The sequence below is a fragment of the Kribbella orskensis genome, from assembly GCF_004342085.1.
GTDB classification, from domain to species: Bacteria; Actinomycetota; Actinomycetes; order Propionibacteriales; family Kribbellaceae; genus Kribbella; species Kribbella orskensis.
In genome coordinates, this window is the sequence record NZ_SLWM01000022.1 from 67437 (window position 1) to 81998 (window position 14562).

Sequence of the window (14562 nt, forward strand, 5' to 3'; positions counted from 1 at the left end):
CATGGTGAATCTGGTGCCCTTCGACTATGTGATCCTCCGGGCTGCGCCGCGGATCGAGCGCGGCGAGTTCGTGAACGTCGGCGCCGTGCTCTACTGCCGCTCGCTGGACTTCCTCGGCGCCGCCTGGGACGTCGAGCCGAACCGGTTGAAGGCCCTCGATCCAGCGGTGGACGTGGACGTCGTGTGCGCTTCGCTGGAGCACATCCGCGCGATCTGCGCGGGTGACCCGGACGGCGGCCCGGCGGCAGCCACCCGGATCGGCGAACGCTTCCGCTGGCTCGCGGCGCCCCGCAGTACGGTCGTCCATCCCAGCCCCATCCACAGCGGCCTGACGAACGACCCCACCGCAGACCTCGACCGCCTCGTCGAAGCCTTCGTCCGCTAGCCCTCGAGGGCTCCTGACACCACCTCGCGGGCCTGGGCGAAGACCTGGTCCAGGTGGTCCTTGCCCTTGAAGGACTCGCCGTAGATCTTGTAGAGGTCCTCGGTGCCGGACGGCCGCGCGGCGAACCAGGCTGACTCCGTGGTGACCTTCAGCCCGCCGATCGGCGCTCCGTTGCCCGGAGCACTGGTCATCCGATCCAGGATCGGCTCGCCGGCCAGCTCGGTCGCGGTGACCGCGTCGGCCGAGAGCGCGGCCAGCTTCGCCTTCTCCTCGCGGCTCGCCGGCGCGTCCACCCGCGAGTACGCCGAGGCGCCGAACCTCTCCACCAGCTTCGCGTGCGCCTGCGACGGGGTCTCACCGGTCACCGCGGTGATCTCGCTGGCCAGCAGCGCGAGCAGGATGCCGTCCTTGTCGGTGGTCCAGACCGTGCCGTCGAACCGGAGGAAGCTCGCGCCCGCCGACTCCTCGCCACCGAACCCGACCGAGCCGTCGATCAGGCCGGGCACGAACCACTTGAAGCCGACCGGCACCTCCCACAGCCGGCGGCCGAGGTCCGCGACCACCTGGTCGATCAGCGACGACGACACCAGCGTCTTGCCGACCGCGACCTGCGGACCCCACTGCCGGTTGGCGAACAGGTAGGAGATCGCCGCGGCCAGGTAGTGGTTCGGGTTCATCAGCCCGGCGTCGGGCGTGACGATGCCGTGCCGGTCCGCGTCGGCGTCGTTACCCGTGGCCAGGTCGAAGCGGTCCTTCTGCGCGACCAGCGAGGCCATCGCGTACGGCGAGGAGCAGTCCATCCGGATCTTGCCGTCGTGGTCCAGCGTCATGAACGACCAGGTCGGATCGAGCCGCGGGTTCACCACGGTCAGGTCGAGGCGGTGCCGCTCGGCGATCGCGGCCCAGTAGTCCACGCTCGCGCCGCCCAGCGGGTCCGCGCCGATCCGGACGCCCGCACTGCGGATCGCGTCCAGGTTGAGCACCGCGGGCAGGTCGTCGACGTAGTGGCCGAGGAAGTCGTACTCCCCCGCCTGTGCCCGGGCCGCCTCGAACGACTTCCGCCGTACTTCGCGGTTGCCGCCGGCGATCAGCTCGTTCGCCCGCGAGGCGATCCAGCCGGTCGCGTCGGAGTCGGCGGGGCCACCGTGGGGCGGGTTGTACTTGATGCCGCCGTCGCGCGGAGGGTTGTGGCTCGGCGTGATGACGATGCCGTCGGCGCCGGCGCCCGCGCCGCGGTTGAGCCGCAGGATCGCGTGCGACACCCCAGGGGTCGGGGTCAGCCGGTCAGCGCTGTCCACCAGGGTCTGTACGTCGTTCCCGGCGAGCACCTCCAGCACGGTGCGCCACGCGGGCTCCGAGAGGCCATGGCTGTCCCTGCCCACCAGCAGCGGACCCGTAGTACCTTCTCCCGCACGGTACTCGCAGATCGCCTGGGTGATGGCCAGGATGTGTGCCTCGTTGAAAGCGCCGTCGAGACTCGAGCCGCGGTGGCCCGACGTACCGAAGACGACCTTCTGGGCGGGGTTCTCGACGTCCGGCGTGATCCCGTCGTAGGCCGCGAGCAGCGCGTCGACGTCGACGAGATCCTCGGGCTGTGCGGGCTGACCTGCGCGTGGGTGCATGTGGACATGCAACAAGCCTTCGGCGGCTTCCACAACTCCTGCGGTGGTGCGTCTCAGCTCGGGTAGGGAGTGAGCAGCTGATCTACCGGTGCGTAGTCATCGGTGAGGACCGGTCCTGCACCGATGAAGCTCTGCACCGCGGGGGCGTCGGAGAGCAAGGTGGACCGGCCGGCCAGCCGCTGCCGGATCGCCGCGGCGTCGATCGGCTGGTCCGACGCGAGCAGGACGAAGTTGCCGCCCTCGGCGCCGCTCAGCGCGTTCGGCCTGGAGATCACGGCGACATGCGGGAACTCCGCCTCGAGGGTCCGAGTCTCGGCCTTGGCGAAGGCCTGCGGCGGGTAGTCGATGACGTTGACCAGATAGAGGCCGTCCGGCTTGAGCACCCGGCGGACGTCGGCCACCACCTCGCGGGTGGTCAGATGCCACGGCACCGCCACTCCCCCGAACGCGTCCATCACGACCAGGTCCCGGCTGTCAGCCGGCTCCGACCGTACGCCGAGCCGCCCGTCGCGGACCTGCAGGTCGAGGCCCGGGCCTGGCTCGGCGCCCAGTTCCGCCTTGTCGATCTCGATCACCCCCGAGTCGATCTCGTACACCTTGTTCTCGGTGCCCGGGCGGGTGGCCGTCAGGTAGTGCGGCATGGTCAGGCCGCCACCACCGATGTGCAGCGCGGTCAACGGCTGCGCGCCCGGCCAACTGCCGTCGATCGCGGCGCCGAAGTCCTTGGTGTACTCGAACTCGAGGTGCTCGGGGTCGTTCAGGTCGACGTACGAGTGCCGGAGCTGGTCCAGGTACAGCGTCCGGCCACCTTCCCGGTTCGGGTCCGCCACCACCCGGGCGCAGTGGTATGCCGTCTCGATGTCGCACGGCCTCGGCGCGACGACCGTCAGGCCGGTGCCGATCAGGGCGAGCACGAGCGGGCGGGCGGCTGCCTTCAGCCCACGGAAGTAGATCGTCAGCGCGGCGCCCCCGACCACCAGGACGCCGCCGAGGCACAGCACGATCGTGCTGGTCGGGACCTTCGCGACGAAGACGAACCCGGTGAGCACGGTGCCGACGATCGCGCCGACCGTGGCGTAGGCGGACAGCCGTCCGACCACCGTTCCGGTCTGCGTGAGCGTGGACAGCCGGAGCTTGGTCACCATCGGAGTCACCGCGGCGAGCAGCGATGCCGGCAGGAACAGGGCGATCGCGACGGCGAGGAACACGGCGTCGCCGGCTGAGCCGCGGACCGCCTCGCCGGTCCAGCGGACGACCGGGAGGATCAGGAGCACCAGAGCGCCGCCGAACATGATGAGCGGGCCCAGCGTCCTGGTCGGCGGCACAGCGTCCGCGAACTTGCCGCCCATCATGGCGCCGGTGGCGATCGCGGCCAGGGCGACACCGATCACCGCGGTGTTCGTCTCGAGGGTCAGCCCGAGGTACGGCGCGACCAGCCGCAGGGAGACCAACTCGAGGACCAGCACCGCGGCCGAACTGCCGAACGCAAGGGCGATGGCCACTTTGTCGCCGACCGTTTTGCCACCGCTGATTTGTTCCCCGCTCGGGTGCTGGGCGGGCGTCTCTGCCGTCTCGCTCACCGCGCCACCCTATCGACGCCTGTCGAATCTCGCGTCAGCCGTTCGTCAGGGTTTCAATGAGATGCAGAGGAGGTGCTGCCATGGACGCGACCGAGAGTGCCGATCTGTACGCCGCGACGCGGGCGCGGGTGACCAAGGCGGCGCAGGCGTTGACCGCCGACCAGCTGACCACCCGGGTGCCCGCGTGCCCCGACTGGACCGTGCACAACCTGATCTCGCACCTGGCAGGTGTCGCTGGTGACTTCGTGACGGGCAACCTGGACGGTGCACCCCGGCCGCCCTGGACCGCAGTACAGGTGAACGCTCGTCAGGATCTGCCCGTCGACGCGATCCTGGAAGAGTGGGCGGAGACCGGACCGACGCTGGAGAAGCTGATCCGGAGCGGCAGCACGACCCACCCGCTGGTGTGCCATCCGTATGTGGACGCAGGCACCCACGAGGCTGATCTGCGCGGCGCGATCGGCACCGGGCGGCCGCCGCGGGAGATCTGGCTGGCTGCTCTCGACTGGATGCTGCCGGATCCCCGGCCGTCGGACGAGGCGCCCGGGACACTGTCGATCATCACACCCGACGGGACCTACCAACTCGGTTCGGGCGAGCCGAGCGCCGAGGTCCACACGGAGACCTACGAGCTCTTCCGCGCCATCTTCGGCCGCCGGAGTCCCAGCCAGATCGAGTCGTGGCAGTGGCCGGCCGACGCGCGTTCCTGGTCGGCCGCCGTGTCCCGTCTTCCACAGCGCCCTGATCATCAACACGACTGAATTGCCTTGTGGACAAGGCGGTTTCGAAGGTCGGAGGCTCGTACTTTCCTTGGCATGAGCAAACGAATCGTCGCCTTCTGTTCCGATCTCATCACCGCTGCCGGCCCGCAACCCACCGACGAACTGGCCCGCCGAGTAGCCGCGGCCGGCCTGACCAAGTCGACCAACCCGGTGACCACGGTCCGCACTGCGCTGCGCCAGTCGCCGATCATGGTGCACCTCCCGGACGGCCGGTTCGACAGCGCCCGGCGGATGCTCGACGGTGCTGCCCTGACCCACCGAGTCCGCTACGGCACCAAGGACCGTCAGGTGTTGTTCACCGGTCCTGAGCTGGCGGTGCTCGACCACCTGCTCGTGCACGAGGGCTCCCTCGCCCTGGCGGCCGGCGGGGCCGTGACCTCCTCACTCGGCGAGTTCGGTGGCTGGTGCGGTCCACCCGACTGGCTGCCCGACGTCCCGACCGACTCGCTGCTCGCCTTCCGCCTCAGGAACGGCCGGCTCTGGGTCGAGCCCGTCGCGCACGAACCACCCCACCAGAGCCCCGAGCTGGAACGCCTTCGGGTCGTGCTCCGGCGGCATCTGAAGTCCGACGACAGCCTGAACAACTGGCGCAGCCACCACACCCTCGGCCAGGTAATGCTCCGCGCCCTCGCCGAGGTCCCCGATCTGCTGATCGACCCCCTGCCACCGCTCGACGAAGTCCTGCAACTGGGCGACGAGCGCTGGGCTCGTGACTGGCCGGTGGAATCCGTCGAAGGGCTCCGGCCGGGACACCGGGTCGTCCTCGAAGACGTACCGGGAGCGCTGGTGACCGCCCTCCGCCGGGATGCCGAGCAGCTGGGCGTGACCACCGGCGAGTTGACCGTCCTCCTGCTCTCGGCAGCCACCTACCGAACGGCCATGCCCTGCCGTCATGACGCCCGAGCCGCCTGGCTGGCCGATCCGTCAGGCCCTGGGCGCGAGCTGCCTGAGCTCAGAAACGGACGGGACACGCGCGAGCTCCCTGATCCCAGCCACGGCCGGGATGACTGCGATGTCGCCGAGGACGACTTCTCCGAGCACTGGCCCGAGGATCTCGGCGCTCTCACCAGCGATTCGGCCTCGCCGAGTGGCTGAGTCGCTTTACCGCGGTCCGGACTGGTCGAGCTGCGCGATCAGCGTCTTCGGGGCGATCTGGCGGTAGGCGTCGTCGACGATCTCCTCGAGCTGGTCCCAGTCCACTCCCTCGACATCCAGATACACCCCCAGCCAGCCACGATGACCGACGTACGGCGGCCGGAAGAAGTGCTCCGGATCCGCCGCCACCAGCGACTCCTGGACACCCTCGGGAGCCGCACACCAGAAACCGGTCCGGTCGTCGTGATGCTGGTCGGCGAACATCACGAACGTCTTCTTCCCGCGGATGAACCAGGTCGGCTCCCCATGACTCAACCGCTCAGTTGTATCCGGCAACCGGAGGCAGAGCTCCCGCAACCTGTCCAGCCCGTCCACCACGACCACCCTGCCTCTCCACCCGATCCCGCCCCAGTCGTCTCACCCTCCCACCGGAAAGGAGCGATCGTCTTGTCGAAACGGGAGCTCGTTTGTTCAATGGCGCGGTCCCGGGCTGACCACACCGGACTCGTAGGCGTAGACGACAGCCTGCGCTCGATCCCGAAGGTCCAGCTTGGTCAGGACCCGGCTCACATGGGTCTTCACCGTCTGCTCCGCGAGCACCAGGGTCGCGGCGATCTCCCGGTTGGACTGACCCCGCGCCACCAGCCGGAGTACGTCGGTCTCGCGCGGGGTGAGGTCGGCTGCAGTGGTCGGGAGGACGGGCTGCAGCCGGGCGAAGTCCTCGACGAGCCGGCGTGTGATCGACGGAGCCAGCAGCGCATCTCCCGCCGCGACCACCCGTACTGCGGCGGCGAGTTCGTCCGGCGACGAGTGCTTCAGGAGGAACCCGCTGGCTCCGGCGCGCAGCGCGTCGTACACGTATTCGTCGAGGTCGAAGGTGGTGAGCATGATGACCCGGGGCGGTTCACCGGGTGTCGTACCGGTGAGGATCTGCCGGGTCGCCGCCAGCCCGTCCAGAACCGGCATCCGCACGTCCATCAGGATGACGTCGGGCGCCTTCTCGGCGGCGAGCTCCACCGCCTCGGCGCCGTTCGCGGCCTCGCCCACGACCTCGAGATCCGGTTGTCCGCCGAGCAACGCGCTGAACCCGGCGCGGACCATCGCCTGGTCGTCCACCACCAGGACCTTGATCGTCATCCGGCTTCCTTCGCGTTCAACGGAATCGATGCTTGCACCAGGTATCCGCCCTCGGAGGTCGGCCCTGCCTGGAACGTGCCGTCGAGCAGTCCGACCCGCTCACGCATCCCGACCAGCCCGTGCCCGCTCCCCGGCGCCGCACAATCCCCTGTCGGCGAAGGCCCGTTCGCCACAGTCAAGACAAGCGCATCCCCCGCTCCATCGACTGCCACCTCCACCTTGGCGCCGGGGGCGTGCCGCACCGCGTTGCTGATGGCCTCCTGCGCCACCCGGTACGCCGTGAGCTCCGCCGCCGGGTCCGCCTCGGCCGGAAGTGCGACCTCAAGCCGTACGTCGGCACCTGCCCGGCGGGTGGTCGCCACGAGTTCCTCGAGCTCGGCCAGACCTGGCTGCGGACCAAGCTCCGTCGGCCGGTCCACCTCGGCGGCGGGATCCTCCCGCAGCAAGCGGAGCACGCGGCGCATCTCCATCAGGGAGGAGCGCGCATCGTCCGCGATCCCGGCAAACTCCTCCCGCACTTCAGCAGGCAGTTCTCGCAACCGGTGTGGTGCGCTGTCCGCGCGAACCACCACGACGGACAGGTGGTGCGCCACGACATCATGGAGTTCTCGGGCGATGCGTGCGCGCTCCTGCAGCCGGGCACGTTGCGCACGTTCTCCTTCGCTGATGGTCTCCTGCTCAGACAACCGGCGTCGTGTCTCCGCTCGTGACCGGAGCAGGTCCGCTACTCCGACGGCCACCGCCGACAACACCGCCATCGTCAGCAGGCCGGCCCAGGTACCGCGCTCTGGCGCCAACGCCATCGCGACCACGCCGACTACCTGCGTGGCCGCCCACCAGACCGCCAGCGCGGTCCGCGATGCACCACGCGCGCCGACGATGACCAGCACCGCCGCCTGCCCGAAGACGCTCGTCACCGGCCAGGGCCAAGCCTCGTCCGGTGAGACCGGCACACACACCGCGGCGGTCAGAGCCGTTCCCAGCAAGGAAACAGGCACCGCCACCGTCGGCCGCAACCAGGCCGAGGCCAACGCCAGGGCGCGCAACGTTGCCAACGCAAACGCGCCGCCCAAGGGCACCTCGTAGTGCTGCCCCAGATCGGCCGTCGTCAATACCAGCAAGGCCCCAGTGGCAACGCCGGCCGCGATCCCACCCCGCCCGGCAGGCCAGCCGGCCTGAACACGCCGCTCGGAGGTCACCACGCGAGCCTAGACCGCTCAATCTCCCGCGTCGTCATATCTGCTGGGTCCAGGAGTACAGGAGTGCGAGACCGGCAAGAGTCAGCACCGCGGTGACCGGGATAGTCCACCAACGAGTGAGGGAGCCGTAGAGACGGCGCACAGTCGCAGCCTGCAGGAGCGCGATGCCACGGAGGGCGAAACCGAGCACCGGAATGAGCGGCACGGCGACTGCGGCGTGGACCGCCCAGGCACCCGCTTTGGTCGGCCCGCCCCACGTGCCGGGCCCGTAAGGACCGTGCTCGACAAATCCATAGAACGGCCCACGGACGACAGCAAGCACCAGCATCATCACCAGAAACCAGCACAGCACCCCAAGCACCAGACTCGAGAACCCATGCAGGAACAAGGCCGCCTGCCCCGGCCGCCTAAGCCGAACGGCCTCGGCGGCCCCCAGAAACCGCCCAAGCCTCCGCCACCTCTCGTGCACACCATCCCCCCGCCCAACCACCGCTCCCACCATCGCCGCGACACCCACCGGCACCAACGCCACGTCATACGCAATCGCCCGCACAACCCGACCCACAAGGCCGCGACGCCGCCCCTCCTCCCCCGCCGCCAGGCCTGCCACCGGTCCGCGGCCGTTCGCAGCGGACGTGGTGCCGCCGCGTGCCGCGGGGCTGGTGCCGGGGGTTGCCGCGGAGCTGGCGCCGGGGGTTGTGGAGGTGGGCGGGAGGCTGTTCGTCATGGGGTGCTCCTTGGTCTCAGTAAGTGAGATCGAGCCTAGGAATCTGCGTCCCATCTGGCATCCAGCCACAGAGCGAAGTCGCATCCCCTACCCCAGTACGGGGTCAGCTGTGATCTAGCTCACAGTGACCACGGTCCGTGTCGAGGCGTTACACGGTCAGTGCCGGTGGGCGCGAGCGGCAGTGCCGCGCCCGACAGGAGGTTCGGACAACATGCGCATTCGGAACCTGGCGGTGATCGCCACGCTGATCCCGGTCCTGATGCTCACAGACTGCGGCAACGACGAGTCCGCCGAGGTGGCCGCGTCGTCGCCAGGCGCCAAGAAGGCGTCCAAGCACGGCCTGCCCGACCCGGTCGCGAAGGAAGCGGCGCCCGACGAGAACGCCGGCCCCTCGGACGACCCCGTGGTCAACGCGTACTACGAGTACCGCGTCGCCTTCGACGTGATGATGCAGAGCGGCGGTCAATCGACCAAGCAACTGGTCCCGGTGATGACGCCGACCCTGTACAAGTCGATCAGCCAGCAAGCGAGGTACTACCGCTCCAAGAAGCTGCACAACACCGGCGAGACCAAGGTGCTCTGGGCCAAGCGGACCCTCGGCACCACCGGCGTGATCGTCCGCGCCTGCTACGACACGACCCGGGCCCGCACGGTGAACGCCAGAGGCAGGAGCGTCCTCCCGGCGACGACCCCGACCCGCTGGCTCGACGAGATGCGCGTCGAACTCCGCGAAGGCGTCTGGGTGGTCGACGGCGGCCGCACCACCCCGGAGAAGTGCTGAGTCACACCCGCAAATCGACTCCGGTCCGATGCCGCCGGGCACACCTCGCGGACCGGAGCCAACTCACAGCGCGGAGAGCCCCATGCTCTCCGCGCTGTCGTTTCTCCACCCAGGCAAGGGCGCCGAGACAACTCTCCAGCTCTCCAGCTCTCCAGCTCTCCAGCTCTCCAGCTCTCCAGCTCTCCAGCTCTCCAGCTCTCCAGCTCTCCAGCGAGGATGATGAGGCCTCCCGGCGAGGTGGTGGTCTGGCTCCCCGGGGTTGTCAGGCGTGGCGGCTCGACTGGTGAAGGAGGGATTCGACGGCTTCCAGCAGGATGGGGTCGTCGATGGGGCCGGACCACACGATGACGCGAGCCTTGTCGCCGAGCTTGGCCGCCACCAGTTCACGCGCCGGCGTGGGGTCGCCCTGATTCAGCAGTACGACGAGACGTCGACCGTCGCGCTGGAGCCGGTCCAGCAGCGGCGGCAAAGTGGAACCGCGGAACAAGCCCGGGTCGCTCTTCACCTTCGTCTCGATCATCACCCCGCGGCCGCGGACCACCAGCAGGAAGTCCGCGCGATCCCGGGTGAACTCGCGATCGTGGTACACCCGCGCCTTCGGCCAGAGTCGCTGCAGGGCAAGATCCACCTCAGCGTCGTACCGGGTCGCCAGGCGGCTGACCCGGGAACTCGTGCCGCGCGGACGGAACGTCTCCGGTGTGCGGCGACCTCGCCGCCGGCGCCCCAGCAGGGGCCGTAACCATCGATACAGCGTGGTGTCGATCATCGGCGGACCCCCTGGACCTAGCCGGCACTCACAGAAAGTCTGTCAGCACCGACTGTGACGAACCAGGCCCGGAAAGGGTCCACCGCTGATCGTGACACCATTGCGACGAACCCGCGAAACATCCGCCACCCAACAATTTCCGCGACCTCGGATTTCCACGACCTCGGTCTGTGGATGGGGTGGGCGGCGTTGCCGAAGCCGGCGAACTGCCGGGCATGCGCGGGGTAGCTGGTCAGGCGTTCTTGATCGCCGAGATCTCGATCTCGAGTGCGACCTTCTCGCTCACCAGGACGCCGCCGCCCTCGAGGGCCGCGTTCCAGCTGACCCCGAAGTCCTTCCGGTTCACCACGACCGCTCCCTCCAGACCGATCCGGGAGTTGCCGAACGGGTCGGTCGCCGCGCCGGTGAACTCGAAGTCGATGTCGACCGACTTCGTGATGCCGCGGATGGTGAGGTCACCGGTCACCTTGAAGCTCTCGTCGCCCTGCGGCTCGATGGCCGTCGACGCGAACGTGATCTCGGGGTGGTTGTCCATATCGAGGAAGTCATTGCTGCGCAGGTGGTCGTCGCGTTGCTTGTTTCGGGTCTCGATGCTCTTGGCCTGGATGGCGACCCGGCCGTGGGAGTTCGCCGGCTTCTCGCCATCGATGTGCAGCGCGCCTTCGAACTCGTCGAACCCGCCCCGCACCTTGGCCACCATCGCGTGCCGGGCGACGAAGCCCATCCGGCTGTGCGCCGCGTCGATGGCGTAGTCGCCGGTCAGTTCGGGATGTCCAGTGGTCATGCAGTCCGCCTCCCAAAGAGGTAGTTTAGTTTTCATCTTCTAACTTGTCAGACCGGGAGCCCTTCGTCCAGACCCGATTACGGGATGTCCGCGGATCCGCCCAAGAAACCTCCTGCCGCCTCAACAAGCGCCAGGAGCCGCTCCTCCACGCCTCACGGGCTGGCCGTCCACCACCTTCGTGTCCGCCAACGCCGCCCTCTCCGGGCAACGGCTGACCTGACTCCCGCCCACGACCGCCACCCCGAGCCGCGCCAATCCACCGCAACCGCCGACTAGCGAGTTGTCGACGCCGTCTCGCATCGACCTTCTTGCTTAAGGCAACGAGATTATTTCGGTTGCCAGCCCGCCGCCCGAGCGGGTTGGCTGTGGCGGCAGCCCGAGGAAGTCGGCTGCGCCAATCGTCGACCGATCCCGGAGGACCAGCCGTGCAGCCGCTCAGTGCGGACGAGATCAGAAGCTCCTTCGTGAACTCGTCCAGGAGCCTGGTGAAGGCGATGACGCTCCCCCGCGACTTCGACTCCCTGCCCTGGGACAGCCTGGACTACCTCGGCTGGCGCGACCCGAAGGCCCCCGCCCGCGGCTACCTCGTCGTACGCCGGGACGACTGCGTGACCGGGATCGCCGTGAACACCGCGGCGACCGGCAAGCCTCGGCGCGGTACCGGGTTGTGCGACCTGTGCCACACGGCGCACCAGGTCACCGACGTGGCGTTGTTCGTCGCGCGCAGGGCCGGCGCGGTCGGCAAGGCCGGGAACACCGTGGGCACCTACATCTGCGCGGATCTGGCGTGTTCGCTCTACCTGCGCGGCCTTCGCGAGCTCGAGGTACCGCAGGGCGAGACCGTCGCCGCGGAGGTCCGGGTCGAACGTCTCGGACAACGGCTTGAAACATTCGTCAGCCGGGTACTCGCCTAACCACGACCAGGACGACACAATCTCTCTGTCCGACTGGTCCGGAGAACTAGTCTGATCGACAAGGCCAGGGCAGACCGCCAAGGGAGAACGAGGTCGCGATGTCGGAGTTCAGAATCACCCACGAGATCCACAAGGTCCACCCGGACATCCGCGAGCAACTCACCGCCACCACCATCGAGGCGATCAACGAGTCGAGTTCGCGGTCCGCCGAGGACGCCGCCCTCGTGCTGCGCAACAAACTGGGTGAGATCGGCGTACACATGAGCGAGGAGGCCTGCCTGTCGGCCATCGAGCGACTCCGATCCGGCAAAACCCTTCGCTTCGAAATAGAGCGCGAGGACGGCCACTCCCACATCGAGGAGTGAGCCACACCCCTGAACCCAAACACCCCGGTACGCCGGACCGGATCCGCCGGCATGCCCGCACCTGAGCATCCCGTCGCGCCGGGGGGCGAGTACTTCGTCGGTGTGGACCTCGCTTGGGGACAGCGAGGTACCACCGGCCTCGCGGTCCTCGACCACACCGGATCACTGCTGGACGTCACCACCCGGCAGACGGACGAGGACATCCTCGCCTGGTTGCGCCCGTGGACGGCGGGCCCGTGCTTCGTCGCGTTCGACGCCCCGATCATCGTGGTGAACCCCTCGGGCCACCGCTCGTGCGAACGTCTGGTCTCCCGCCACTTCGGCCGCTTCGGCGCGTCCTGCCACGCCGCCAACACCGCGAACCCAAGCTTCACCAACGGTTCGCGAGCCCTCCGCCTAGCAGACGCGCTAGCCCTGGACCTGGCCCCAACCTCCCCAAGACGAGCAGCCGAGGTCTACCCCCACCCCGCCCTCGTCACCTTCTTCGACCTGCCGAAAATCCTCACCTACAAACACAAACCAGGCCGGGACTTCAACCACCTCCAGTCCGAACTACTCCGCCTGATCACCCTCCTGGACTCCCTCGCAGACGCCTCCCCGCCTCTACTCCTGAAGTCCGACCCGGACTGGCAAGCCATCCGCTCCGCAGCCGAACTCGCCACCCGCAAGTCCCACCTGAAACGCCTCGAAGACGCCATCGACTCAGTCGTCTGCGCCTACATAGCCCTCTACTCCACCACCCACCCCACCAGAACCCGCCTCCTAGGCAGTCCCACCACCGGTCAAATCCTGGTTCCCGTCTCGCCCACCCAAGCCAACCAAATAGACCACCCCTAACCACATCCCGAGCCACCGCCAGGGAGACTCCGCAAGCGACGCCAAGCAGCCAGCGCCCCAGGAGCAGCCGGCGAGCAGAGCCCAGCCGTCGGAGCACGACGCGCAACAAGCAGACGATCACCCGAGGCCAGCCGCCGGAACACAGCCCGAGCAACCAGCAAGCGACCGCCCGAGGCCAGCCGCCGGAGCACAGCGAGCGGCGGGCAGGCGATGGGCAGACACCGCCGAGTGGCGGCGCATGGCGAGCGTCGATCGGGTGATGACCTGGGGCAGCGACCAGTGATCTGGTTGGACGTCGGCCGCGAAACCGCGACGACTTTGTGCATCGCGTGAGCGCCCCAACCGGCGACGAGCGCTCAGACCGTGCACAAGGTGCCGGCCCGCCCGCATCTGCCATCCACTTAGTGCACCGGACGAGTAGTCCTCGGTTCCGTCGACGCACGAACGGTGCACAAAGCCGCGGCGCACCCGGGCGCGGTCGAGAGGCTGCGGAGGGCGGCCGAGGTACGGCGGCGGGTGCAGGCGCGCGCTGGAAGGAGGTCGGCAGCCGGTGGGAGCGGACGCGGCTGGAGCTAGGTGTCCAGCGGACGGGAGCGGGCGCGGGGAAAGAGGTCGGCAGCCGGTGGGAGCGGACGCGGCCGGAGCTAGGTGTCCAGCGGACGGGAGCGGGCGCGCTGGAAAGAGGTGGTCAGGCGGTGGGAGCGGACGCGGCTCGGGCGAGGGATGCGGGCGGGAGCGGGCGCGCGGGAAAGGGTGGGCAGGCGGCGGGGAGCGGATGGCGCTGGGAAGAGGTGGGCTGGTGGTGGTCAGCGGGCAGGTGGGGCCGAGGTCTGGCGTCGGGGTGGGGGTAGGAGAGGCGGGGGTGTGCGGTTAGGGGTGGGGGGTGGGTGGGCGGAGGTTGGTGGCGGTCAGGAGGGAGCGGAGGGTGATGTTGGCGAGGGCCAGGGCTTCGTGGCCGCCCTGTTGGCGGTCTACTACGCAGAGGGCGGAGTCGATGGTGGCGCCCAGGGTGCGGAGGTCGTTGGTTGACTGGAGGATTTGGCCGCCTTTGGTTACCACGTCTTCGACGATCAGGACTCGGCGGTTGGTGACGTCGGTGCCTTCGGCCAGGCGGCGGGTGCCGTAGGGCTTGGCGTGTTTGCGGACGAAGGCGCACGGAAGACCGGTGTGGCGGCTGAGGGCGGTGACGACGGGGATGCCGCCCATCTCCAGGCCGGCGAGAACCTCCGTGTCCGGCGGGACGAGGGGTGCCATCGCCTCGGCGATCGCGTCGAGGAGGACCGGGTCGGACTCGAAGCGGTACTTGTCGAAGTACTCGTTCGTGGTGATGCCCGAGCGGAGTACGAACTCACCGGTCATATGCGAGGTTTGATAGATCCGCTGCGCCAACTCGTCGAGGTCCACGCCCGCACCTTAACCACCGCCCGACCCGCCGGTTGCATCCGGCACCTAATCCCCCGCGGCGAGCCGACATCTCCCCCGGCAGCCCGACCCCCGACACCTCCTCGGCCAGTCGATCCCCGCCAGCCCGACACCTCCCGGCAGACCGACAACCTCCCCCGCGGGCCAACGCCCCGACTCCCGAGAC

The 14562-nt window shown here is 68.9% G+C and carries 16 protein-coding genes; 7 read left to right on the top strand and 9 right to left on the bottom strand.

Annotation, left to right across the window (positions count from 1 at the left end; translation table 11 throughout):
• Position 1 precedes the first annotated feature (1 nt).
• The gene (locus EV644_RS36005; RefSeq protein WP_132194809.1) at positions 2-385 is read left to right on the top strand and encodes a DUF3037 domain-containing protein; all 384 of its coding nucleotides are present in this window, start codon (positions 2-4) and stop codon (positions 383-385) included.
• Here the strand turns inward: EV644_RS36005 and pgm are convergent.
• Together pgm and EV644_RS36015 are read right to left on the bottom strand one after the other, a co-directional pair.
• Positions 382-2007, bottom strand: a complete 1626-nt coding sequence (gene pgm, locus EV644_RS36010; protein WP_132194738.1) for a phosphoglucomutase (alpha-D-glucose-1,6-bisphosphate-dependent) — start codon at positions 2005-2007, stop codon at positions 382-384. The two genes, EV644_RS36005 and pgm, sit on opposite strands and share 4 nt — an antisense overlap.
• A gap of 53 nt (positions 2008-2060) precedes the next feature.
• Positions 2061-3587, bottom strand: a complete 1527-nt coding sequence (locus tag EV644_RS36015; protein ID WP_241999255.1) for a fused MFS/spermidine synthase — start codon at positions 3585-3587, stop codon at positions 2061-2063.
• Positions 3588-3667: 80 nt separating this feature from the next.
• On the opposite strand from EV644_RS36015, the gene EV644_RS36020 reads away from it, so the two are divergent.
• The gene (locus tag EV644_RS36020; protein ID WP_158293023.1) at positions 3668-4348 is read left to right on the top strand and encodes a maleylpyruvate isomerase family mycothiol-dependent enzyme; all 681 of its coding nucleotides are present in this window, start codon (positions 3668-3670) and stop codon (positions 4346-4348) included.
• A gap of 54 nt (positions 4349-4402) precedes the next feature.
• Positions 4403-5464 carry a hypothetical protein gene (locus EV644_RS36025; RefSeq protein ID WP_132194741.1) on the top strand — a complete coding sequence of 354 codons (1062 nt, stop codon included), beginning with the start codon at positions 4403-4405 and terminating at the stop codon, positions 5462-5464.
• A 6-nt stretch (positions 5465-5470) separates the two neighbouring features.
• On the opposite strand, the gene EV644_RS36030 is transcribed toward EV644_RS36025, so the two are convergent.
• The 4 genes from EV644_RS36030 to EV644_RS36045 all read right to left on the bottom strand — a co-directional run bounded on the left by EV644_RS36030 (position 5471) and on the right by EV644_RS36045 (position 8527).
• Positions 5471-5848 carry an MmcQ/YjbR family DNA-binding protein gene (locus tag EV644_RS36030; protein ID WP_241999256.1) on the bottom strand — a complete coding sequence of 126 codons (378 nt, stop codon included), beginning with the start codon at positions 5846-5848 and terminating at the stop codon, positions 5471-5473.
• 87 nt (positions 5849-5935) lie between these two features.
• Positions 5936-6601: a response regulator gene (locus tag EV644_RS36035; RefSeq protein WP_132194743.1), complete on the bottom strand. Its 666-nt coding sequence runs from the start codon at positions 6599-6601 to the stop codon at positions 5936-5938.
• On the bottom strand, positions 6598-7800 hold the full coding sequence (locus EV644_RS36040; protein WP_132194745.1) for a sensor histidine kinase: 1203 nt from the start codon (positions 7798-7800) through the stop codon (positions 6598-6600). The genes EV644_RS36035 and EV644_RS36040 overlap by 4 nt, the downstream gene beginning before the upstream one ends.
• A 34-nt stretch (positions 7801-7834) precedes the next feature.
• Positions 7835-8527, bottom strand: coding sequence for a hypothetical protein (locus EV644_RS36045; protein WP_132194747.1), 693 nt, complete (start codon positions 8525-8527; stop codon positions 7835-7837).
• Positions 8528-8738: 211 nt separating this feature from the next.
• On the opposite strand from EV644_RS36045, the gene EV644_RS36050 reads away from it, so the two are divergent.
• The gene (locus EV644_RS36050) at positions 8739-9308 is read left to right on the top strand and encodes a hypothetical protein (protein ID WP_132194749.1); all 570 of its coding nucleotides are present in this window, start codon (positions 8739-8741) and stop codon (positions 9306-9308) included.
• A 262-nt stretch (positions 9309-9570) separates the two neighbouring features.
• Here EV644_RS36050 and EV644_RS36055 read toward each other — a convergent pair whose 3' ends face one another.
• On the bottom strand, positions 9571-10074 hold the full coding sequence (locus tag EV644_RS36055) for a hypothetical protein (protein WP_132194751.1): 504 nt from the start codon (positions 10072-10074) through the stop codon (positions 9571-9573).
• A 232-nt stretch (positions 10075-10306) separates the two neighbouring features.
• Positions 10307-10858: a YceI family protein gene (locus tag EV644_RS36060; RefSeq protein ID WP_132194753.1), complete on the bottom strand. Its 552-nt coding sequence runs from the start codon at positions 10856-10858 to the stop codon at positions 10307-10309.
• A 425-nt stretch (positions 10859-11283) separates the two neighbouring features.
• Here EV644_RS36060 and EV644_RS36065 point away from each other — a divergent pair, with 425 nt between their 5' ends.
• From EV644_RS36065 to EV644_RS36075, 3 genes are all read left to right on the top strand, one after another.
• Complete coding sequence (locus tag EV644_RS36065) at positions 11284-11772, top strand: FBP domain-containing protein (RefSeq protein ID WP_132194755.1); 489 nt, start codon at positions 11284-11286, stop codon at positions 11770-11772.
• A 98-nt stretch (positions 11773-11870) separates the two neighbouring features.
• Entirely contained in the window at positions 11871-12137 is a 267-nt protein-coding gene (locus EV644_RS36070; protein ID WP_132194757.1) for a hypothetical protein, read from the top strand.
• 51 nt (positions 12138-12188) lie between these two features.
• Positions 12189-12974, top strand: coding sequence for a DUF429 domain-containing protein (locus EV644_RS36075; RefSeq protein ID WP_132194759.1), 786 nt, complete (start codon positions 12189-12191; stop codon positions 12972-12974).
• An 870-nt stretch (positions 12975-13844) separates the two neighbouring features.
• Here EV644_RS36075 and pyrE read toward each other — a convergent pair.
• Entirely contained in the window at positions 13845-14378 is a 534-nt protein-coding gene (pyrE, locus tag EV644_RS36080; protein WP_132194761.1) for an orotate phosphoribosyltransferase, read from the bottom strand.
• Positions 14379-14562: the final 184 nt, after the last annotated feature.

Coding starts and splice junctions, on each gene's coding strand:
- EV644_RS36005 (WP_132194809.1), top strand. CDS start 2: ATGGTGAATCTGGTGCCCTTCGACTATGTGATCCTCCGGGCTGCGCCG.
- pgm (WP_132194738.1), bottom strand. CDS start 2,007: ATGCACCCACGCGCAGGTCAGCCCGCACAGCCCGAGGATCTCGTCGAC.
- EV644_RS36020 (WP_158293023.1), top strand. CDS start 3,668: ATGGACGCGACCGAGAGTGCCGATCTGTACGCCGCGACGCGGGCGCGG.
- EV644_RS36025 (WP_132194741.1), top strand. CDS start 4,403: ATGAGCAAACGAATCGTCGCCTTCTGTTCCGATCTCATCACCGCTGCC.
- EV644_RS36035 (WP_132194743.1), bottom strand. CDS start 6,601: ATGACGATCAAGGTCCTGGTGGTGGACGACCAGGCGATGGTCCGCGCC.
- EV644_RS36045 (WP_132194747.1), bottom strand. CDS start 8,527: ATGACGAACAGCCTCCCGCCCACCTCCACAACCCCCGGCGCCAGCTCC.
- EV644_RS36050 (WP_132194749.1), top strand. CDS start 8,739: ATGCGCATTCGGAACCTGGCGGTGATCGCCACGCTGATCCCGGTCCTG.
- EV644_RS36055 (WP_132194751.1), bottom strand. CDS start 10,074: ATGATCGACACCACGCTGTATCGATGGTTACGGCCCCTGCTGGGGCGC.
- EV644_RS36060 (WP_132194753.1), bottom strand. CDS start 10,858: ATGACCACTGGACATCCCGAACTGACCGGCGACTACGCCATCGACGCG.
- EV644_RS36070 (WP_132194757.1), top strand. CDS start 11,871: ATGTCGGAGTTCAGAATCACCCACGAGATCCACAAGGTCCACCCGGAC.
- EV644_RS36075 (WP_132194759.1), top strand. CDS start 12,189: ATGCCCGCACCTGAGCATCCCGTCGCGCCGGGGGGCGAGTACTTCGTC.